Below are 19,532 nucleotides of genomic sequence, written 5' to 3'. Positions count from 1 at the left end.
AGATCGGCAAGTTCATCGCCGGGATGGTGCCCACCTCGGCGATGAACTTGCCGATCTCGCCGAACCACCCGTCCACCGTCGAAGCCTTGCCGTCCCGCGCCATGATCGTCAGCTGCTCGTCGAGGCCGAAGGTCGGCCGCAAGGCGAACTCCTGATCCATGGCGCGCGGCGTCACCTCGAGCCCGCCCTGCTTGTAGAAGTCGAGCGCGAGGGTGCGGGCCTCCTGCGGATTCGCCTTGGCCCAAGACCAGCCGCGCAGGAAGACGGCGAGGAACTTCGCGACGTCCTCCGGCCGCTCCTTGGCGAAGTCGGCGCGCACGACGAGCGCGCCCGGCACGGCGGCTCCGGCATCCGCACCCGAGCAGAGATACTTCGCGTTGGCGCGGTCCTCCAGGGTGTAGGTGTTGGGCGCCCACACCCCGGCGACGTCGCCGTTCTGCGAGGTGATCGCGGTGATGATCTGAGCTTGGCCCAGATTGACGAACTGCATGTCGTTGGCGGCTAGCCCCATCTTCACGAGGCATTTGCGCGAGGCGTAGTCCGCCGTCGAGTTCGTGGTCAGGAGCAGCCGCTGGCCTTTGAGCGAGGCGGGATTCGCCTTCACCGCGTCGAACTTGTCGCCACGCACCATCATGGCGTTGGCCTTCGACTCGTCGTTCGTGATGCCGATCGTCACGATGTTGAAGCGCACCGCGCCGAGCACCGCTGGGACGGAGCCCGTCCCGCCGACATCCCACGACTTCGACGGCGCCGCGGCGATCTGCGGTGCACCGGCCGGGAAGGTGGTGAAGTTCGGGGCGAGCCCGACCTCCTTCCACCATCCCTTCACGGTGGCATAGTGGAAGGGCAGCGCCCAGTAGAGCGACGGCTGATAGCTGACGCCGATCGGCGCCTGCGCCTGTGCCGTGCCCGTCGACGGCGCCGCGGCGGCGACAGCGGTCGCCAGCATGAGACCGCAGAGTTCTCTCTTCATGGCTCCCTCCCTTGGGACGACGATCGCGATGCCTTCTGGCGATGCCGGCCGTCTCGTCTTGCCGCGACGACCGCCTCGATCGCGTCGCGCACGATCTCCGCGATGAGGTCGCACTCCGCGTCCGTCAGCGATAACGGCGTACGGATGTCGCAGAGCTGTGCGAGCACGCGATGGGTTTGCGTGAGCGGCCCCTGATCGCCCGCATAGCGCCAGTGCCGCGGCGCGCTGGTGAAGCCCGCTTGGCGCTCCGCTCCGAACCATTTGATCGGGAGGCCGCGCGCTTGAGCTCTCTCGAGGACGGCCTCCATTGCGTCCGCGTCCAATCCCAGGACGCAGAACTGGACCGATGTCGCTGAGTAGGCGTGATCGCCGCCGCGCTCGGGCACGCGCAGGTGCTGAGAGCGCGCGAGGCCGGCGGCGATCCGGTCGTGGATCCGGTTCCATCGCTCGGCCCGGCGCGGCAGCTCGGCAAGCTGGGGCCGCAGGATCGCCGCCGAGAGCGCCGACATGCGCATGCTGAAATTCGGGACGTGCTCGCTGAGCGTCTCGATGACGTCCGGTCCCGGCGTGCTGAGATGCTGCCCGTGGAGCATGTAGCTCCCGGAATGCAGGATCGCCCGTCCCGCCATGACGGGATCGTCGGTGACGAGGAAGCCGCCCTCGCCGGCATTCAGGTGCTTGTAGGCCTGGGCGCTGAAGGCGGCCGACACGCCGAAGGTGCCGATCGTCCTGCCCCTGTAGGACGTGCACAGGGCGTGGGCGCAGTCCTCGACGAGGGCGATGCCGTGCCCCGTGCATGTCTCGAGCACCCGGTCCATGTCGGCGATGTGGCCGCGCATGTGGGAGAGGAGCAGCACCTTCGCGCCGGAGGAGGACGCCTTGCGGACGAGGTCGTCCGGATCGATCACGCAGTCGCGGCCGATCTCCACCACCACGGGCTTCGCCGCCGCGTGGAGGATCGCTCCCGGGACGGGGGCGAGGGTGAAGCCGTTGACGAGCACCGGATCGCCTGGCGCGACGCCGGCCACCTTCAGGGCCAGGAACATCGCCGCGCCGCCGGAGTTCACGGCGACGCAGTAGCGCCGACCGACGAAGGCGGCGAACTCCTCCTCGAGACGCGAGACATCGAGTTGATCCGCGCCCATCTCGCCGTAGCGAAACAGGCGCCCCGATCGCATCAGCTCGAGCGCGCGCGCGATGCCGGCCTCCGGGATCGCCTCCGGCTGCGTGAGATCGCGGGTGAGTCGCGGCGGCGGCAGGTCAGACGCCATGCGGGCCCTTCTCCTCCCGCAGCGAGCGCCAGATCTGGGTTCGCAGATGCACGAAGGATTCGAGGTCCATCACGTCCTCGATCCTGGCCAGACGATCCCAGTTCTCGGCCAAGCGCACCGGCTTGACGTCGAGTACCTCCTTGATGCGCCCTGGACGGCGCGTCATGATTGCGACCCGGTCGGCGAGGTAGACGGCCTCCTCCACCGCGTGGGTGATGAAGAGCACGGTGCGCGGGTTCCGCCGCGCCAAGCGGACGAGCTCTTCCTGCATGACGACGCGGGTCTGCGCGTCGAGCGCCCCGAACGGCTCGTCCATCAGCAGCACCTCGGGATCGAGCACGTAGGCGCGGGCGATCGCGACGCGCTGCTGCATGCCGCCCGAGAGCTGGTGCGGGAACGCCTCGGCGTGGCTCTCCAAATTCATGAGCTTCAGCGCACCCGCGATGCGGTCGCTCCGCTCGGATCGCGGCAGGCGCTTGTTGCGCAGCCCGAGATCGATGTTCTCGCGCACCGTCTTCCAGGGAAAGAGCGCGAATTGCTGGAAGACCACCGCGCGATCCGGACCCGGGCTCGTGATCTCTCGCCCGTTGACGCTAACCGACCCGGCGCTCGGCGCCTCGAAGCCCGCGACCATCCGCAGGCAGGTGGTCTTGCCGCAACCGGAGGGACCGACGATGGCGACGAATTCCTTCTCGCCGATGACGAGGTCGATCCCTTCGAGCACCTTCATGCCGCCCGTCTTGGGGCCGAACACCTTGTCCACCTTGTCGAAGCGGATCGAACCCATCGCCTCCCCTCACGCCTCCAGGCCGCGGCGGCGGCGCAGCCAGGCTTCGCCCTGGCGCAGCAGCACGTCGATCAGCATCCCCACGAGCCCGATCGCGATCATCCCCGACATGACCGTGGTGGTCTGAACGCTGGCCTGCGCCTGCACCATCATGAAGCCGACGCCCGCGGCCGCCACGATGAGCTCGGCGCCGACGAGCGACTGCCAGCCGAGACCGGCGGCGACCCGCAGTCCCGCGATGATGGAGGGCACCGCCGACGGCAGGAGAATCTCCCTGATCATCCGCAGATCGCTGGTGCCCAGCATGCGCGCCGCCTCGATGAACCGGGGCTCCACGAAGCGCGCGCCGCGATACGCATTGATGAGGCAGGGCGGAAAGGCGCCGGCGAAGATGATCATGACCGGTCCGCCGATCCCGGTGCCAAACCACAGCGCGGCGAAGGGCACCCAGGCGATCGGCGCGATGAAGCGCAGGCCGTCGAAGATCGGCGACACGATGTCGTCGAGGAGCCTGAACCAGCCCATCAGCAATCCCAGCGGAACCCCGATCGCCGCCGCCAGCAGCACGCCGTAGGCGTAGCGCCTGAAGCTCGATGCGAGATGCACCGGCAGGGTCGCCCCGGCGAAGGGCGAGGTGAAGAGCGAGAGGAAGCGCGCCGCCGTCTCCATTGGTGTCGGCAGAAACTGGCGGGGCACGAGGCCGGAGACCGAGAGGGACGTCCACAGTCCGAGGAAGAGTGCGATCCCGAGGAAGCTCCAGGCGACACCCTGTCCGATGGTCAGACGCGCGCCGTTCATGGCGTCAGGCCCCCGCCGCCACGTTCCAGGCGAGGGCCCGCCGCTCGGCATGGCCCAGAAGCCAGGTCGTCGCCCAGCCGAGAACGCCGACCGTCACCATTCCGACGAGGATCATGCCGGGATAGATGTCCTGCTGGGCGACGTTCAGAACAAACCCGACGCCGACCAGCGCGCCGACGAGCTCGGCCGCCACGAGCGTCGTCCAGGCGGCCTGCAGCGAGAGCCGCAATCCGGTGAAGATCATCGGCAGGGCGGCGGGCAGGATGACCTCCTGCACGAGGCGCCAGCGCGGCGTGCCGAGCATGGCTGCGGCCTCCAGAACCGGGCGGTCGATGGTGCGAACCCCCGTAAAGGCGTTGATGACCGACGGCACGAAGGCGGCGAACCAGATGACCATGATCTTCGCGGCGTCACCGAGCCCGAGCCACAGGATCGCGAGCGGGATCCAGGCCAGCGGAGGGATCGGGCGGATGAAGAGGAAGATCGGGTTCATCAGCGCTTCGGCGCGGCGGCTCCAGCCCATCCAGAGGCCGAGGGGCACTCCGGTCCCGATCGCGACGAGGAAGCCCATGACGACGAGCGTCGTGCTGTGCCACGCGTGGCTGAGCAAGGTCGCCCCGGCGTAGCCTTTCCCGCTGATCTGGAGAAGGGACGCCCAGAACTCTCCCGGCGAGGGAAATCGGCCGCCGCCGATCGTCCCGGTAAGCGTGGTCAGCAGGAACCACAGCGCCACGAGCACCGCCATGGTTGCAAAGCCGATGCCGACTCGTCGACTGATGTCAGCCTCCCCGGGGTCGCGCTTCAATGAGAGCGCTTTCAGAAATTGATCGCATCACCCGGGAATGATTGTCAACCGCTGCCGGCGAAACTGAAACTTGTAGGAAGGCTGCGGCCGTGGCATCGAGGTGAAAATCCTTTCATCCGGCTGGTCTTGGTATGGTGGCGCGCAAGGTCAAGCTCTCGGACGTGGCGCGCCGCGCGGGCGTCTCGCCGGCGACGGTCTCGCGAGCGATCTCCCAGCCCGACCTGCTCTCGGCCGCGACGCTGAAGCGCGTGCGCGCCGCAGCGCAGGCTCTCGGCTACGTTCCCGACGGCGCGGCGCGGGCGCTCGCCTCGGGCCGGTCCATGACGATCGGTGCGATCGTTCCCACCCTCGACAGCACGATCTTCGCCCGTTTCCTGCAGTCGCTCCAATCGACGTTGGCGCGCGACGGCTATCAATTGCTGGTCGCCTCCCACGAGATGAATCCCGCCGCGGAGACCGAGGCGGTTCGCATGCTTCTGGCGCGCGGCGCCGACGGTCTCATCCTGGTCGGCGCTGATCGCCCGCGCTCGACTCTGGATCTGCTCCGGACCGGAAGCGCGCCGGTCGTTCTCACGTGGTGCGGCGCGCCGGACTTCGCCTGCGTGACGGTCGACAACGAGCGGGCCGGCTATTTGGCGGCGCAGCACCTGGTTGAGCTCGGCCACGCGCGCATCGGCATGGTCACCGGACGCCTGTCCTTCAATGATCGGCAGCGGGCGCGCCTCGCCGGGGCACGGCAAGCGATGCGCGAGGCGGGCCACGAGATTCCGGATTGGCGTGTCAACGAGCAGGATCTCTCACTCGCCGGAGGGCGCATCGGCTGTGCCGCTCTGCTGCAGCTCGACACTCCGCCCACCGCCATCATCGGGACGATCGACCTCTTGGCGATCGCGTGCCTGCAGGAGGCGCGGGCGCGCCGGCTCACCGTCCCGACCGACCTGTCCATCGTCGGCATCGACGATGTCGACATGTCCGCGTATCTCACGCCGTCGCTCACGACGGTGCACATTCCGACCGGACGCATCGGACAGATGGCGGCCGAGATGGTTGTGTCGCTCCTGGAGAATGGGGAGGCGCAAACCCACGTCGATCTGCCGATCGAACTCGTCGTGCGCCGATCAACGGCGCGGGCCGGTGGCAAGGCTTGATGCCGGGGGTCGTGCCAGCCCTCGCCGCCCATCAGCACGGTCGCCCGCCAGCACCCAGGACGTTCCATGATCTGCGCGGCGACCAGGCCATCGGCGGGAATGTCCGGGCTGGTGCTAAGCGAGGCATTGATGCTTTGAGCGCTTGGAACGCAGCGACTGGATCGGCCTCGCGAGCGATGGTCCCGCATCGGGCAAGTCCCTGAGCGCACGGCCCGCATCCGAGAATCGGCATCAAGGCGCGCCCCCTCCGCATGCGGGCCCCGCCGATCGCGTCAGTCCTGACGCAGTACGACCTCTCCGACCACGTGCGTCAGGAAGTCGGCGACACTCCGCACCGCCGGCGCCATCCGCCGCGCCTGTGCGACGAGCGCGAGTTCCGTCGGGCGCGGCTCATCGAAGCCGTCCTGGGTGGTGAGGCGGCGGTGCTCCGGCAGGAGCGCGTCCGCCGAGAGCAAGCTGATGCCCAGACCCGACGCGACCGCGGCCTGAACCCCCATCAGCCCCTGGCTGGCGTAGGCGATTCGCCAGGATCGTCCCTGGCGCTCCAGCGCGTCGATGATCCTTGCGCGGTAGATGCAGCCGGGTGGGAAGACGGCGAGCGGCACCGGAGCGGCCTCGATCCGGGCCGTCCGTCCAGCGATCCAGAGCAGCCTCTCCGGCCACACGGCCAGGCTCTGGCCCTCCCCCGGTTCGCGCTTCACGAGCGCCAAATCCACCTCACCGGCCTCCAGCCGGCGGCGCATGTCGGCCCCCCAGCCGCTGATGGTGTCGAGGCGGATCTGCGGCGCGTCGCGGGCGAAGGCCGAGAGGATCTCGATCAGGCGGCGACCGGCAAAGTCCTCCGGAACGCCGAGCCGCACGGTGCGGGGAGCCTCCGGAGCCCGCATCGCCTCCTGCACTTCCGCGGAGAGGGCGAGAATGCGCCGTGCATACCCGAGCAGCAGCTCGCCGGGCTCGGTGGGCTGCGCACCGCTGCCGGTCCGGTCGCGGGTCAGCAGCTGGCGGCCTGCCGCGGCCTCAAGCTTGCGGATCTGCTGGCTGACCGTGGATTGCGTCAGGTTCAGCCGTTCGGAGGCACGGGTGAAGCCACCCGCATCGACGACGGCCACGAAGGAGCGGAGCAGGTCCGCGTCGAGCGGCGGCATCATCGCTTTTCTCACTGAAGCGCATTTTGATATTTAATTTCACACTGGTCGCGTCGCGCGTCAATGTGCCGGGCATACGGAGAGGAGCCGGGACGGGCCTCCGGTGCGATGCACGCGGCCGAAGGCTGCGGATGCCGGCCTGATCCGTGAAGCTGCCGGCACCGACCGCCGGCTCCGTCGCATCCCCTTCGCGGTCGCTGCGCCATCGCGCAGTGAGAGGAGAACCCATGTCTCGCGACCTGCGCAGCCGCCACCAGTTCCAAGGCATCACCCGCTCCCTCCAGCGCGCCTGGATCAAGGGAGCCGGCCTGACCGACGCCGACCTCGACCGTCCGCTGGTTGCGGTGGTCAACACCTACCAAGACTTCTCGCCGGAGAATGCGCATCTGCGGCGCGTTGCCGACGCGGTCAAAGCCGGCATCTACCGGGCCGGCGGGACGCCGTGCGAGTTCAACGCCTTCCACGTCACGGACAGCGAGACCTTCGCGTCGGAGGGCATGCGCTATGTCCTGCCGAGCCGCGACGTGGTGGCCGATCTCATCGAGCTGATGGTGCAGGGGCACCGCTTCGACGCGATGGTGCTGCTGCCCTCGGGCGACAAGGTCGTGCCGGGCATGGTCATGGCGGCGGCCCGCCTGGATCTGCCGAGCGTGCTGCTCTACGGCGGCCCGACACCGGTCGGGCGCTGGCGGGGCCGCAAGGTCTTCCTCGAAACCGTCTACGACGGGGTCGGCGAGGTTCTGCGCGGCTCGCTCTCGCGCGCGGATCTGGCGGGGATGGAGGACGCGCACTTCCCTGGCCCGGGCGCCTGCGACACGGCCACGTCCGGCAATACGGCGGGCTTGTACACCGAGGCGCTCGGCCTCGCCCTGCCGGGGACCGGGACGCTGGCCGCGGGTTCGAACGCGCAGCTGCGCGCCGCGCAGGCCACCGGCATCGAGATCATGCGTCTTGTGGCGGAGGATGTCCGCCCGTCGCGCCTCCTGACGGCGGCGGCCTTCGAGAACGCGATGCGGGTCGGCATGGCGGTGGGCGGCTCGACCAACATGGTCCTGCACATGATCGCCATGGCGCGGGAGGCTGGCGTGGAGGTGTCCTTCGAGACCTGGGACCGGCTCTCGCGCGACACGCCGACCTTGGTCAAGCTGGCTCCCTCCGGACCCTGGGGCGTGACGGAACTGGGCGAAGCCGGCGGCGTGCCCGCCGTGATGAAGGCGCTCGGGCCGCTGCTGCAGCGCGAGGCCCGCTCGGTCGCGGGGCTGACAATCGGCGAGATCGCCGACGCGGCCACGATCCTGGATTCCACCTGCATCCACACCTTGGCGAGCCCGGTCGAGGCCGAGGGCAGCCTCTCTATCCTGCGGGGCACGCTCGCCCCTGGCGGGGCGGTGGTGAAGGTCTCGGGCGTCGCGCGCGCGATGTGGGAGGTCACCCTCACGGCGCGCGTGTTCGAGGCTGAGGAGGAGGCGATCGATGCCTTGCGGACGGACCAGATCGGGCCGGGGACCTGCATCGTCATCCGCAATGAGGGCACGAAGGGCGGCCCCGGCATGCGCGAGATGCTCGGGGCGACGTCGGCGCTGATCGGCGCGGGTTTGGGCGAGAGCTGCGCCCTGGTCACCGACGGCCGGTTCTCAGGGGCGACCCACGGCCCGGCGATCGGCTACGTCACGCCCGAGGCCGCCCGTGGGGGGCCGATCGCCCTGGTCGAGGATGGCGACGCGATCGCGATTGATCTCAATGGGCGCCGGCTCGACCTCCTGGTGCCCGTCGACGCGCTCGAGCGCCGTCGCGCAGCCTACGTCGCTCCCGCCCCGCGCGTGTCGCGCGGCTACCTGAAGTTCTACGCCGACCACGTCGCCCCGGCCTCCGAGGGCGCAGTCATGCCCCGCTTCTGAGGAGAGGGCCCGTGACGCGCTCATCGACCCTTCGCCCGACGTGGCTGACCTTCGACTGCTACGGCACTCTCATCCAATGGGACGAGGGCCTGCTCGCTGCAGTCTCGCAGATCCTGGCCAGGCACGGCCGGGCCGAGATCGCTCCCGGCAGGCTGATCGCGGTCTACGATCAGCACGAACACGCGCTCGAACAGCAGCCGCCGCACCGCAACTTCCGGACCGTGTCCGGCGAGGCGCTCCATCGCGCGATGGGAGAGTTCGGGCTGCAATGCGGCTCGATGGATACGGAGATCCTCACCGGCAGCATCTCGGCCATGCCGCCGTTCCCGGAGGTTCCGCGGACCTTGCGGCGGCTGAAGGAGGCGGGATTTCGCCTCTGCATCGTCAGCAACACGGATGACGCGTTGATCGCCGGCAACGTCGCTCAACTTGGCCCGCCGGGCACGATCGACCGCGTGGTGACGGCGGAGCAGGCCGGCGCCTACAAGCCGCAGGCGCGCATCTTCGAGCATGTCTGGCAGGCGATCGGGGCTGGCCGCGACGCCATCTGCCACATCTGCGCCAGTCCCCATCTCGATTTGGTGGCGGCCCGCGACCTGAGCTTCCGCTGTGTCTGGGTGGACCGCGGGACGGGACGCCAAGCTCCCCAAGGCTACCAGCCGGAGGCCATCGTCAGGACGCTCGACGGGGTACTGGAGCGCTTCGCGAGCTGGCGATGGCTACCGGACGACGGTTCGACTCCCTGACCGGCTGACCCGACCCCTGCAGCACAGGGCAACTCGGGCCCCCCGGCCAGACGATCCTGGACGGGCTCGCCGGCGCTCTGCTGGCAAGACGGCCTGACAGCAACCGCTGCCTGAATCGTCTGATGCCGTCTCCGCTTGATCAAAGCGGAGACGGCATCAGCAAGCCCGCGCGGTGGAGCCCAGGGCGCCACACGACTGAGCGAAGCCCACATCCGCCATTCCGAAGGGATCAAGCGGATGTGGGATGAGGCGCCTTGCGACCGTATGCAGCCGCTGCATGTCCGATCTTTGGCATGTGGTATACCAGACAGTTTTGTGCAGTGCGATATTCGGTTCATCGCAAACGCACACACCACGGGACGCCCACCATGACGATCGCCCTCTTCCTCGCCGGTCTCGCCGCCGTCGCCGTGGGTCCGGCGCTCGCCATCCTCACCGATCGCCTGGGCTTCGCGGCTCCGGACGCAGAGACCGCCGGCATGTTCGTGGCCGTCAACGACAACGCGCAGGCGTTGCTCCAGCGCGCCGCCTGACCGCGCCATCCGCCGCTCCCTTGCGAGCCGTTCCGATCCGCCCGGGCACCCCTGGGCGGGTTTTCGCTTGCGTGAGCCGCATCACGGACGGGGCCGGCCGTCGGCCGCATCCTGCTCTGACCTCGCACGAGAAGGAGCAAGGCATGTTCAAGACCGCTCTCAGCGCCGCCCTGATCTCAGGCATCGCGGCCATCAGCTTCGCCGGGTCCGCGGAAGCCCGCGGCTTCGGCGGGTATCACGGCGGCGGCTACCATGGCGGCTTCCACAAGCATGGCTTCCACGGCGGCCGGTTCTACCGGTTCAACCGCTTCCACGGCGGGCGCGGCTTCCGGCGCTTCGGCGTCAACGATGCCGGCGGCGTGAGCACCGCTCGCTTCGACCCGACGGGCGAGTTTCGCCCCAACGCCTGACCCGCGGTGCCGCACCGTCTCCGCTCTCCTCCGGAGACGGTGCGGTCCGACGCGGCGGCGGTCGGGCCCATGCTCCGTGCTTACGGAGTGCGCCGGACTCCTTGATCGGGCGATTGCGCGCGTTCGCCGTACCTGCGCCTTCCCAAGCCGGGTACACTGCTCCGATCCGCCATCGACGCCGGAGAGTGTCATGCAGGCGATCACGCGGCGTCGCCTAGCCTTAGGCGGCATCGGCCTGATCTCGGCCCTCGGTCTGCCTCGCAGGGCCACGAGCGCGACCGCGCGAAGCGTTTCCTTGAGCGATGGCACGGTCGTGCCGGCCGTGGGACAAGGATCAGCGCGTCTGGGCCAGGAGCGGCGCCCCGCAGCGGAGGAGGAGCAGGCGATGAGCACCGGCCTCTCGCTCGGCATGACGCTGATCGATACGGCCGAGGTCTACGGCGGCGGCAAGGCGGAGCAACTGATCGGGCGCGTGATCAAGAACCGTCGCGACGAGGTCTTCCTCGTCTCGAAGGTGTGGCCCTCGCACGCGACCCGGACGGGTATCCAGGACGCCTGCTCCGCAAGCCTCACCCGTCTCGGCACCGATCACCTCGACCTGTATCTGCTGCATTGGCCTGACCGCGTGAAGGACCTGGCAGAGGTCGTCGAGACCTTCGAGCAACTGCGGGCGGGCGGGCAGATCCGGCGTTGGGGCGTGTCGAACTTCGGAGTTGCCGAGATGGAGCGGCTGTGGCGCATCCCTGGGGGCGAGCTTTGCGCGACCAATCAAGTGCCCTACAGCTTGGCCGATCGGAAGGTCGAGCGCGCCGTCCTGCCCTGGTGTGCGCAACACCGGATGCCGATCATGGCCTATTCCCCACTCGGTGGTGAAGGCGCGGGTGTCTTGCGGAACCCGGTTGTGCAACGCATCGCGTCCTCACAGGGTCGAAGCCCGGCAGCGGTGGCTCTGGCGTGGGCGGTGCGCTCAGGACGCGTGATCGCGATTCCCGAATCCGGCTCGGTGTCCCATGTGCGCGAGAATGCAGCAGCGTTGACCTTGACGCTCGGATCGGACGAGCTGCGGCAGTTGGATGAGGCTTTCCCAGCGTAGCGCATCGCCGGAACGCCGGCCGTGCGGGAGCCGGCGCAGCCTTCTACGGCTGCCACGGCATGAACACGGCCTCCGCTCCATACGGGGTGAGACCCGGCGCGGCCTCCGCCACGCGGAAACCCACCCGGCTCCAGAAGGGCGTGCTCGCGTTCAGCCAGATCGCGCTGATCAGGCCCCCGGCTTGTCGGCCGGGGAAGGTGGAGCGGGCGATGAGCCGCGTCTTGCCGAGATGGCCGTGCAGGCAGGCCACGCCGATGCAGAGCAGTCCGGCGGGAACGAGCAGGGCGGCCATGGCGACCGCCATACAGGGATGTATGTTGTCTTGTTCCCGCCGGGCGGACTCGTCAATACAGGAGTGTATGGAACGTGATCGCCGCCTGAGCCGTGCCTGCTGGCTGAGGAGGCCCTGAAGGTCCTCAGGATCATCGGGCATGAGGCGCTGCGCGCCGAACCCCTTGCCAAGCGGCTCGGCGTGTCCCGCGGCAGCTACTACTGGCATTTCGCCGACGTTCCGACTTTTCACCGGGCCGTCCTCGCGCGCTGGGAAATCCTGGCTGTCGACGAGCCGCTCGCTCGGGCCGAGCGGGCCCGTGTGGGTGAGACGGCGAGCCTGGACGGTCTCGTCGACGTCGCGTTCCGCGCACCTCGGGACTTGGAGCGTGCCGTCCACGGCTGGGCTGCCGTCAGCCCGCAGGCGGCCGAGGTCGTGGCCGCCGTCAACCGGCGGCGTGTGTCGATCCTGACGACGACGTTCCGGCGGAGCGGGCTCGCCCCCCCCCTCGATGCGGAGGCGAGCGCGGTGGTGCTCTACGGGACCTTCCTGGGACGGGTGCTCTGCGCCGATTTTCCGCTCGACAATGCACGGCTCGCGCAGCTGCACGCCCGATTCGGCATGCAGTCGCGGTCCTCCGCTTCCCGACGGGAGCGCTGACGCGGCCGCCCCATCGACCGCAGCCTGCGCCCTCTGCGCGGCTCGGCGTCCGTCACGGCATGCAACCGAAGAACGCCCGCAGCGTCACCTGACCGGCCTTCATTGTCGATGGCGTTCCGGCTAAGGTGTGCGGGTTTGATCTCGCCGCACCGATCGTCAGGGGTGGCCAAGGATGGACACCGACCTCGATCGCCATGAGCCGGGCGTTTCCCGCTGCGCGGAGACGGAGCGGCTCGCGGCACTTCGCGCCTATGCCGTGCTCGACACGCCGACCGAGCAGAGTTTCGACGACATCTGCAGGATCGCAGCCCAGATCTGCCGCACGCCTGTCGCTGCCGTGAACCTGATCGAGACCACGCGGCAGTTCTTCAAGGCCGAGATCGGTTTAGGGATTCGCGAAGCGCCGCTGCACGGTCCGATAAAGCAGGCGCTCCTTCAAGGCGATCTGTTCGTCGTGCCGGATACGGCCGGGCATCCGCACTTCATCGGCAACCGATTGGTCGCGGGCGAGCCTCCCCTGCACTTCTACGCCGGAGCCACGCTGGTGACGCCGGAGGGACTGCCGATCGGGACGCTGTGCGTGCTCGATCATGCCCCGCGTCCACAGGGTCTGACCGCCGAGCAGGGTGACATGCTCCAGGCCCTCGCGCGTCAGGTGATGACGCTCCTCGATCATCGCCGCCTGATGAGCACCCTCGCGCGGCGCGAAGCCGAACTCGTGCGGGTCCAGGAGATCGCGGGCGTCGGCGGCCTCGAAGTCGAGCTTGGGGCCGGGTTCAAGAACCGACGATCGGCGCAGTACTTGCGCATCCATGGCCTGCCTCCGGACGCCACGCACGAGAGCCACGAGGAGTGGGTGCGCCGCATTCACCCGGACGACCGCGAGGCAACGGAGCGCCACTTCGTCGAAACCGTCCGGGGCAGCGAGACGGACTACCGGGCCGAGTACCGGATCATCCGGCCCAGCGACGGCGAGGTTCGCTGGATCGCCGCCACCGCCCAGATCGAGCGCGACGCGAGTGGTCGAGCCCTGCGGCTGATCGGGGCGCATCGCGACGTCACGTGGCGCAAGGCGAACGAGGAGGCGCGCGAGCTTCTGACCCGTGAATTGTCCCACCGGATCAAGAACATCTTCGCGGTCGTCCAGGGACTGATCGCCCTGACGGCGCGCGGCCATCCGGCCGCGAGGGACTACGCCGACAGCATTCGCGCCCGCCTTCAGGCGCTGGCGCAGGCCCACGAGTACGTGCGCCCGCACGGCCCCGACCGGCAGCCCGCCGTTCCGAACCAGACGGTCCAGGGCCTGCTGCGCACGTTGCTGACGCCTTATGTCGAGCAGGGCCGCGAGCGGGTGGGGATCGCGGGCGACGATGCGGCGGTGGGCGAGAAGGCCGCGACGGCGCTGGCGCTGATCGTGCACGAGCTGGCGACGAACGCCGTGAAGTACGGTGCGCTCTCGGTCGCGACAGGACGGGTCGAGATCTGCTGCCGACGCGAGGGCGCGTCGCTGTCGCTGCTGTGGCGGGAGCGCGGCGGCCCGGCGGTGGCCGGACCGCCGGGGCGGCGCGGATTCGGGAGCGTGCTCCTGGCGCGCAGCGCCGTCGGGCAGCTCGATGGGGAGATCCACCACGACTGGGCGGCGGAGGGTCTGACGATGCGGATCAGTGTCCCGGTCGAGAACCTCGCTCGGTAGACGCTCTGGCGGCTCGATGGGGCGCGGCAGCAGCCCTGACATGGCCACCGGCTGGAAGATCGGCGTCGAAGACAGGACGGCCTCAGCCGTTCGGCCGCGCCATCCGGACCGGGTCGACGAGGCGATCGTACTCAGCCGCTTCGAGAAAACCCAGCTTGAGGCAAGCCTCTCTGGGCGTCACATCCTCTCTCAAAGCGGTTTCCGTGATCTGCGCGACCCGATCGTAACCCAGCACCGGATTGAGGACCGTGGCGACCAGCAGTGCACCTGCCACGTTCCCATCGAGGCGCTCGCGATCGACCTCCAGCCCTGACACGAAGCGCTCGGCGAACAGGCGGCACCCGTCGCTCAGAAGCCGAATGGACTGAAGCAGATTGTGGATCAGAACCGGCTTGGCGACGTTCAGTTCGAAATTCCCGGAGGCACCTGCGGCCGTCACCGTGCCGTGATTGCCCATGACCTGAAACGCGATCTGCAGCACGACCTCGGCGATCGTCGGATTGCGCTTGCCGGGCATGATCGACGAGGTCAACCCGTCGTGCGGGACGACGAGTTCGCCCAGGCCGCAGCGCGGGCCCGACCCCAGGAAGCGCAGATCGTTCGCGATCTTCGTCAGCGAGACCGCCACGACGTTGAGGGCGCCCGAGACCTCGACGAGGGCGTCGTGCCCGCCCATGCCCTCGAACTTGCTCAGGTTCGGCGTGAAGGCGAGGCCGGTCAGCGCCGAGATCTCTTGGCAGAACACCGCGTCGAACCCGGCGGGTGCGTTGAGGCCGCTGCCCACCGCGGTGCCTCCCTGAGGCAGGCGATACAGCCGCGGCGTGACGGCCTCCAGGCGCTCGCGCCCCAGCGCGACCTGCCGGGCGAAGGCGTCGAAGGCCTGCCCGACCGTCATCGGCACCGCGTCCATCAGGTGCGTCCGCCCGATCTTGACCACGTCCGCGAAGGCCTCGGCCTTCTCGGCGAGCGCGTCGGCCAGGAGGGAGAGGGCCGGGTGGAGGTCGTCCCGCAGGGCGAGCGCCGTCGCGAGGTGCATGACGGTCGGGAACGTGTCGTTCGAGGATTGCGAGCGATTCGCGTGATCGTTGGGATGAACCGGCGACCGCGAGCCGAGCGGGCTGCCGAGATGCTCGTTGGCGCGATTGGCGATGACCTCGTTGGCATTCATGTTCGTCTGCGTGCCGGACCCGGTCTGCCAGACGCTGAGCGGGAAGTGATCGTCGAACGCACCCTGCGCCACCTCGTGCGCGGCCCTCTCGATCGCTTCGGAGAGGTCGGGCGCGAGGACGCCGAGGCGCCTGTTCGCGCGTGCGGCCGCGAGCTTCTGGAGGCCGAACGCGTGGATCAGCCCGGCGGGGAAGCGCTCCGCACCGAGCGTGAAGATGTCCAAGGCCCGCGCCGTCTGAGCCCCCCAGTAGCGCCCGGCCGGGATCGCCGCCTCGCCGTAGGCATCGTGTTCGATACGAGAATCGTCGGACATGGGCGTGGACCTCCTGTGCGTCTGCCGCCGCGCATCGCCGAAGCCCGAGCCCCGGATTCGCGACCCAAGGGGGCCACCAGGAATGACGGTGCCGTCACCTCATCCACGATGGCCGGGTGGTCAGGCCGCCAGCCCCTTCTCGGCCCGCATCCGGGCGAGGGCGTCGCGGGCCACGGCCTCGTCGAACTCGCCCGCGAGCTTCGCGGTGATCACCGTCGCGACGCTGTTGCCGATCACGTTGGTGGTGGCGATGGCGATCGACATGAAGCGGTAGACCCCGAACAGGATCGGCAGTCCCTCGAGGGGGAGCACCCCCGTCGCCGCGACCGTTGCGGCGAAGACCACGAAGCTCCCGCCCGAGACCGTTGCGGCGCCCTTCGAGGTCAGCAGCATGATCGCCAGGATGCCGAGCTGCTGCCCGAGGTCGAGCGGCACGTGGTAGGCGTTGGCGAGGAAGATCACGCCCATCGACATGTAGATCGAGGTGCCGTCGAGGTTGAACGCGTAGCCGGTCGGCAGCACGAGCCCGACCGATTGCCGCGAGCAGCCATAGGTCGGCAGTTTCTCCAGGAGGCGCGGCAGCACGCTCTCCGACGAGGCGGTGCCGAGCACGATGGTGATCTCCTCCTTGATGAAGGCGAGGAGGCGAAACAGGTTGACTTTGAACAGGGCCGAGATCGCCCCGAGCACCACGACGATGAAGAGGATGACGACGGCGTAGAAGCTCAGCACGAGGTAGATCAGCGAGAGCAGCACGCTGGTGCCGCTGGACCCGACCGCGAACGCAACCGCCCCGAAGGTGCCGATCGGCGCGCACCACATGATGAGGTGGATGAACTCGAAGAACGCGTCCGAGATGGCGTTGAGACCCCGCTCGATCGGCTGGCGCTTCTCGGGCGGGAGGTGCAGCAGGGCGGCGCCGAAGATCAGCGCGATGACGAGCACCTGGAGCAACTCGCCGCGGGCGAAGGCGCCGATGAAGTTGTCGGGGAAGACGTTGAGGATGAAGTCGAGCGTCGAGTGGGGTGCGGCGGCGGCGCTCGGCGCCTTGCCCTGGGCGAGCGTCGCCTTCGTGGTCTCCGCCATGCCCTGGCCGACGCCGAGCAGGTTCCCGGCAAGGAGGCCGACTGCGAGCGCGATCGTCGAGACGACCTCGAAGTAGAGCATCGCGATCAGCCCGACCTTGCCGATGCGCTTGAAGTCGCCCGCCGAGGTCACGCCGACCACCACGCACAGGAAGACCAGCGGTGCCACCGCGGTCTTGATCAGGCGCAGGAAGATGTCGCCCAGGATCTTGAGTTGGGCGGCAAAGCTCGGGAACAGGAAGCCGATTGCGGCCCCGAGCACCATCGCCACGACGATCTGGAAGCCGAGGTTGGTCCAGATCGATTTGCGCGGCTTGACGGCGGATGCGGGCGGCGGGTGCAGGTCGGCGGGGCTGCTGACGGTCGTCATGGTCTCCTCCGATGGACAGGCGAGCAACGCGCGCTCCTGGTCTCGCCGCGGGCGGGGCCCTGGGGCGCGGCCTGTGCGGGCAGCGGGTTGCGGTGGAGGTCAGCGGCGACGCGGCACCGCGGCGAGCACGCGGTCGACCATCTGCGGGGCGGCACCGAGGTAGTTCGCCGGGTCGGTCAGGTGGTCGATCGCGGCCCGGTCGAAATGCGCCGTGACCCCGGGCACGTCCGCGAGCGCCTCGGCCAGCGTGCCGCCCTGCTCGTTCACGACCCGGCAGGCGGCGTAGACGAGGTCGTGCGCTTGGCTCCGCCCGGTATGGGGCGCGAGCGCCATCATGGCGGCCTCGGCGACGATCAGGCCCCGGCTGATGCCGAGGTTCCGGCGCATCTGCGCCTCGTCGACGATCAGGCCCCCCAGCGCGAACTTGGCCTGATGCAGGGCGCCCGCCGTGAGCACGAAGCTTTCCGGGATCGCCAGCCACTCGGCATGCCAGGGGCCGGTCGCCCGCTCGAAATCCTGCACCATGGCGTCGAGCATCAGGCCCGCCTGCTGGCGCACGCCCTTGGCGGCGGCAAGCATCAGTTCGGACGAGATCGGGTTGCGCTTCTGCGGCATGGTCGAGGAGGCGCCGCGCCCGGTGACGAAGGGCTCGTAGACCTCCGCGAACTCGGTCGAGGCCATGATCATCACGTCGAGGGCGATCTTGCCGAGCGAGCCGGTGAGGAGGGCGAGCAGGTTGACCACCTCGGCGAAGCCGTCGCGCGCCACGTGCCAGGTCGAGACCGGCAGGCCGAGGCCGAGCTCGCGGCAGAGGGCCTCCTGCACCGGAAGGCCGTGCTCGCCGAGGGAGGCCAGCGTCCCCGCCGCCCCCGCGAAGGAGCCGACGAGCACCCGAGGGCGCACCTGGGCCAGACGCTCCGCGTGGCGGTCCAGGGCGGCAAGCCAGATCGCGGTCTTGTAGCCGAAGGTGACCGGGAGGGCCTGCTGGAGGTGGGTGCGGCCCGCCATCGGGGTGTCGCGATGGCGGCGCGACAGGTCGGCCAGGATCGTGCGCAACGCATCGACATCGGCCGCGACGAGGTCGAGGCCGGCCCGGATCTGGAGCACGTTGGCCGTGTCCATGATGTCCTGGGTGGTCGCGCCCCAGTGGACGTAGCGCCCCGCCTCGCCACACTGCTTCACCAACTGGTGGACGAGGGGCAGGATCGGGTAGCCGACGGTGTCGGTCTCCTGGCGCAGGAGGTCGAAGTCCAGCGCCTCGAAATCGCACCGTGCGGCGATCTGCTCGGCCGCGTCCGCCGGGATGACACCGCAGGCGGCCTCGGCCTTGGCCAGTGCGATCTCGACCTCGATGAAGCGCCGGATCAAGGCGTGGTCAGAGAAGATCGCGCGCATGGCCGGGGTGCCGAAGGCGTCGCGGAACAGGAGGGAGTCGATGACGGTGGTGGTGGGTGCGGGGATCGAGCGGCTCACGATTTCCTCCGACCGCCCGACCGGCGGTGTTATTATGTTCGGACATTAACTTGCTAGATTATGTCCGGACATGATGTCAAGAGGGGTGGCACGCCGCGGCGTGCTGACGTGCGCGAGGAGCCGATGAGCGAGACGCTGTGGGCGCAGGTGGCGCGGGATCTGAGGGCCGGGATCGCCTCGGGCCGCTACCCGGTCGGGTCGCTGCTGCCGACGGAGCTGGACCTCTGCGAGCATTACGGGGCGAGCCGCCACACGGTGCGCACCGCGATCCGCCAGTTGCAGGACCAGGGGCTGATCTCGCGCAGGAAGAAGGCGGGGACGCGTGTCGAGGCCGCGGTGCCGACCAGCGGCTACCGCCAGTCGCTCGCCTCCCTGGAGGACCTGATCCAGTTCGGCGCCGCCCATATCCGCGAGGTTCAGGACACGGCGGAGGTCACGGCGGACGCGGCGCTCGCGGAGGAGCTCGGCTGCCAGGAGGGAACGCGCTGGTTCCGGATCTCCAGCTTGCGCCTGGACGGGAAGCCGGGCGGCGCGCCGATCGGCTGGACCGACGTGTACATCGATCCGATCTACGCCGACCTCGGCGACGTCGTTCGCACCTCACCTGACCTTCTGATCACCACGCTGATCGAGCAGCGCTACGGCCGACGCAGCGCCGAGATCCGGCAGGATGTCGACGCGGTCGCACTTCCGGCCGCGCGCGCCGGCGCGTTGCAGGCCCAGGCCGAGACGCCCGCGCTGCGGATCGTGCGCCACTACATCGACCAGGACGGCAAGACCTTCGAGATCTCGTCGACCCTCCATCCGGCGGGTCGCTTCACGGTTTCGCAGCGCTTGCGACGCATGACCGAGAATGCGCACGGCTGATGCCCGATGAAGACGAACGCTGCCGC

19 protein-coding genes are annotated in these 19,532 nt (G+C 69.2%); 9 read left to right on the top strand and 10 right to left on the bottom strand.

Features of this window, described 5'->3' with window-relative positions:
• From MFF61_RS29760 to MFF61_RS29740, 5 genes are all read right to left on the bottom strand, one after another.
• Positions 1 to 973 (bottom strand): ABC transporter substrate-binding protein (locus MFF61_RS29760; protein ID WP_238241304.1); only part of this gene is annotated, 973 nt, incomplete at its 3' end.
• Positions 970 to 2,244, bottom strand: coding sequence for a DegT/DnrJ/EryC1/StrS family aminotransferase (locus MFF61_RS29755; RefSeq protein WP_238241303.1), 1,275 nt, complete (start codon positions 2,242 to 2,244; stop codon positions 970 to 972). The genes MFF61_RS29760 and MFF61_RS29755, both read right to left, overlap by 4 nt.
• On the bottom strand, positions 2,234 to 3,031 hold the full coding sequence (locus MFF61_RS29750; RefSeq protein ID WP_238241302.1) for an ABC transporter ATP-binding protein: 798 nt from the start codon (positions 3,029 to 3,031) through the stop codon (positions 2,234 to 2,236). The genes MFF61_RS29755 and MFF61_RS29750 overlap by 11 nt, the downstream gene beginning before the upstream one ends.
• A 9-nt stretch (positions 3,032 to 3,040) precedes the next feature.
• Entirely contained in the window at positions 3,041 to 3,829 is a 789-nt protein-coding gene (locus MFF61_RS29745) for an ABC transporter permease (protein WP_238241301.1), read from the bottom strand.
• A gap of 4 nt (positions 3,830 to 3,833) precedes the next feature.
• Positions 3,834 to 4,574, bottom strand: a complete 741-nt coding sequence (locus MFF61_RS29740; protein WP_238241300.1) for an ABC transporter permease — start codon at positions 4,572 to 4,574, stop codon at positions 3,834 to 3,836.
• Positions 4,575 to 4,765: 191 nt separating this feature from the next.
• Here MFF61_RS29740 and MFF61_RS29735 point away from each other — a divergent pair, with 191 nt between their 5' ends.
• On the top strand, positions 4,766 to 5,782 hold the full coding sequence (locus MFF61_RS29735; RefSeq protein WP_238241299.1) for a LacI family DNA-binding transcriptional regulator: 1,017 nt from the start codon (positions 4,766 to 4,768) through the stop codon (positions 5,780 to 5,782).
• Between the two features lie 272 nt (positions 5,783 to 6,054).
• Here the strand turns inward: MFF61_RS29735 and MFF61_RS29730 are convergent, their stop codons facing one another.
• Positions 6,055 to 6,930 (bottom strand): LysR family transcriptional regulator, encoded by an 876-nt coding sequence (locus tag MFF61_RS29730; protein ID WP_238241298.1) that lies wholly within the window; start codon positions 6,928 to 6,930, stop codon positions 6,055 to 6,057.
• 224 nt (positions 6,931 to 7,154) lie between these two features.
• On the opposite strand from MFF61_RS29730, the gene ilvD reads away from it, so the two are divergent.
• From ilvD to MFF61_RS29705, 5 genes are all read left to right on the top strand, one after another.
• The gene (gene ilvD, locus MFF61_RS29725; RefSeq protein WP_238241297.1) at positions 7,155 to 8,825 is read left to right on the top strand and encodes a dihydroxy-acid dehydratase; all 1,671 of its coding nucleotides are present in this window, start codon (positions 7,155 to 7,157) and stop codon (positions 8,823 to 8,825) included.
• A gap of 11 nt (positions 8,826 to 8,836) precedes the next feature.
• Positions 8,837 to 9,571 carry a haloacid dehalogenase type II gene (locus MFF61_RS29720; RefSeq protein ID WP_238241296.1) on the top strand — a complete coding sequence of 245 codons (735 nt, stop codon included), beginning with the start codon at positions 8,837 to 8,839 and terminating at the stop codon, positions 9,569 to 9,571.
• A gap of 368 nt (positions 9,572 to 9,939) precedes the next feature.
• Positions 9,940 to 10,104 carry a hypothetical protein gene (locus tag MFF61_RS29715; protein ID WP_238241295.1) on the top strand — a complete coding sequence of 55 codons (165 nt, stop codon included), beginning with the start codon at positions 9,940 to 9,942 and terminating at the stop codon, positions 10,102 to 10,104.
• Positions 10,105 to 10,247: 143 nt separating this feature from the next.
• Positions 10,248 to 10,514, top strand: coding sequence for a hypothetical protein (locus MFF61_RS29710; protein WP_238241294.1), 267 nt, complete (start codon positions 10,248 to 10,250; stop codon positions 10,512 to 10,514).
• Between the two features lie 190 nt (positions 10,515 to 10,704).
• Complete coding sequence (locus MFF61_RS29705; RefSeq protein ID WP_238241293.1) at positions 10,705 to 11,607, top strand: aldo/keto reductase; 903 nt, start codon at positions 10,705 to 10,707, stop codon at positions 11,605 to 11,607.
• 43 nt (positions 11,608 to 11,650) lie between these two features.
• Here MFF61_RS29705 and MFF61_RS29700 read toward each other — a convergent pair whose 3' ends face one another.
• Positions 11,651 to 11,899, bottom strand: a complete 249-nt coding sequence (locus MFF61_RS29700) for a hypothetical protein (protein WP_238241292.1) — start codon at positions 11,897 to 11,899, stop codon at positions 11,651 to 11,653.
• 180 nt (positions 11,900 to 12,079) lie between these two features.
• Here MFF61_RS29700 and MFF61_RS29695 point away from each other — a divergent pair, with 180 nt between their 5' ends.
• Together MFF61_RS29695 and MFF61_RS29690 are read left to right on the top strand one after the other, a co-directional pair.
• Positions 12,080 to 12,538: a TetR/AcrR family transcriptional regulator gene (locus tag MFF61_RS29695; RefSeq protein ID WP_238241291.1), complete on the top strand. Its 459-nt coding sequence runs from the start codon at positions 12,080 to 12,082 to the stop codon at positions 12,536 to 12,538.
• A 172-nt stretch (positions 12,539 to 12,710) separates the two neighbouring features.
• Entirely contained in the window at positions 12,711 to 14,231 is a 1,521-nt protein-coding gene (locus MFF61_RS29690) for a sensor histidine kinase (protein WP_238241290.1), read from the top strand.
• Positions 14,232 to 14,313: 82 nt separating this feature from the next.
• Here the strand turns inward: MFF61_RS29690 and MFF61_RS29685 are convergent, their stop codons facing one another.
• The 3 genes from MFF61_RS29685 to pcaB all read right to left on the bottom strand — a co-directional run bounded on the left by MFF61_RS29685 (position 14,314) and on the right by pcaB (position 18,639).
• Positions 14,314 to 15,711 carry a class II fumarate hydratase gene (locus tag MFF61_RS29685; protein WP_238241289.1) on the bottom strand — a complete coding sequence of 466 codons (1,398 nt, stop codon included), beginning with the start codon at positions 15,709 to 15,711 and terminating at the stop codon, positions 14,314 to 14,316.
• Positions 15,712 to 15,831: 120 nt separating this feature from the next.
• On the bottom strand, positions 15,832 to 17,166 hold the full coding sequence (locus tag MFF61_RS29680; protein ID WP_238241288.1) for a cation:dicarboxylate symporter family transporter: 1,335 nt from the start codon (positions 17,164 to 17,166) through the stop codon (positions 15,832 to 15,834).
• Between the two features lie 99 nt (positions 17,167 to 17,265).
• A complete protein-coding gene (pcaB, locus tag MFF61_RS29675) occupies positions 17,266 to 18,639 on the bottom strand; it encodes a 3-carboxy-cis,cis-muconate cycloisomerase (RefSeq protein ID WP_373324814.1) in 1,374 nt (457 codons plus the stop codon).
• A gap of 123 nt (positions 18,640 to 18,762) precedes the next feature.
• Between pcaB and MFF61_RS29670 the strand changes: the two genes are divergently transcribed.
• Positions 18,763 to 19,506 carry a GntR family transcriptional regulator gene (locus MFF61_RS29670; RefSeq protein WP_238241287.1) on the top strand — a complete coding sequence of 248 codons (744 nt, stop codon included), beginning with the start codon at positions 18,763 to 18,765 and terminating at the stop codon, positions 19,504 to 19,506.
• Positions 19,507 to 19,532: the final 26 nt, after the last annotated feature.

This window comes from Methylobacterium isbiliense (assembly GCF_022179325.1).
In the GTDB taxonomy this organism is placed as follows: Bacteria; Pseudomonadota; Alphaproteobacteria; order Rhizobiales; family Beijerinckiaceae; genus Methylobacterium; species Methylobacterium isbiliense.
The sequence above is the reverse complement of the archived record's forward strand: the minus strand, read 5'-3'. Positions and strand labels throughout refer to the sequence as shown.

What these genes read in the sequence shown, in the direction of transcription:
- MFF61_RS29755 (WP_238241303.1), bottom strand. Translation starts at nt 2,244, where the DNA reads ATGGCGTCTGACCTGCCGCCGCCGCGACTCACCCGCGATCTCACGCAG.
- MFF61_RS29750 (WP_238241302.1), bottom strand. Translation starts at nt 3,031, where the DNA reads ATGGGTTCGATCCGCTTCGACAAGGTGGACAAGGTGTTCGGCCCCAAG.
- MFF61_RS29745 (WP_238241301.1), bottom strand. Translation starts at nt 3,829, where the DNA reads ATGAACGGCGCGCGTCTGACCATCGGACAGGGTGTCGCCTGGAGCTTC.
- MFF61_RS29740 (WP_238241300.1), bottom strand. Translation starts at nt 4,574, where the DNA reads ATGGCGGTGCTCGTGGCGCTGTGGTTCCTGCTGACCACGCTTACCGGG.
- MFF61_RS29735 (WP_238241299.1), top strand. Translation starts at nt 4,766, where the DNA reads ATGGTGGCGCGCAAGGTCAAGCTCTCGGACGTGGCGCGCCGCGCGGGC.
- MFF61_RS29730 (WP_238241298.1), bottom strand. Translation starts at nt 6,930, where the DNA reads ATGATGCCGCCGCTCGACGCGGACCTGCTCCGCTCCTTCGTGGCCGTC.
- ilvD (WP_238241297.1), top strand. Translation starts at nt 7,155, where the DNA reads ATGTCTCGCGACCTGCGCAGCCGCCACCAGTTCCAAGGCATCACCCGC.
- MFF61_RS29715 (WP_238241295.1), top strand. Translation starts at nt 9,940, where the DNA reads ATGACGATCGCCCTCTTCCTCGCCGGTCTCGCCGCCGTCGCCGTGGGT.
- MFF61_RS29710 (WP_238241294.1), top strand. Translation starts at nt 10,248, where the DNA reads ATGTTCAAGACCGCTCTCAGCGCCGCCCTGATCTCAGGCATCGCGGCC.
- MFF61_RS29705 (WP_238241293.1), top strand. Translation starts at nt 10,705, where the DNA reads ATGCAGGCGATCACGCGGCGTCGCCTAGCCTTAGGCGGCATCGGCCTG.
- MFF61_RS29700 (WP_238241292.1), bottom strand. Translation starts at nt 11,899, where the DNA reads ATGGCCGCCCTGCTCGTTCCCGCCGGACTGCTCTGCATCGGCGTGGCC.
- MFF61_RS29690 (WP_238241290.1), top strand. Translation starts at nt 12,711, where the DNA reads ATGGACACCGACCTCGATCGCCATGAGCCGGGCGTTTCCCGCTGCGCG.
- MFF61_RS29685 (WP_238241289.1), bottom strand. Translation starts at nt 15,711, where the DNA reads ATGTCCGACGATTCTCGTATCGAACACGATGCCTACGGCGAGGCGGCG.
- MFF61_RS29680 (WP_238241288.1), bottom strand. Translation starts at nt 17,166, where the DNA reads ATGACGACCGTCAGCAGCCCCGCCGACCTGCACCCGCCGCCCGCATCC.
- MFF61_RS29670 (WP_238241287.1), top strand. Translation starts at nt 18,763, where the DNA reads ATGAGCGAGACGCTGTGGGCGCAGGTGGCGCGGGATCTGAGGGCCGGG.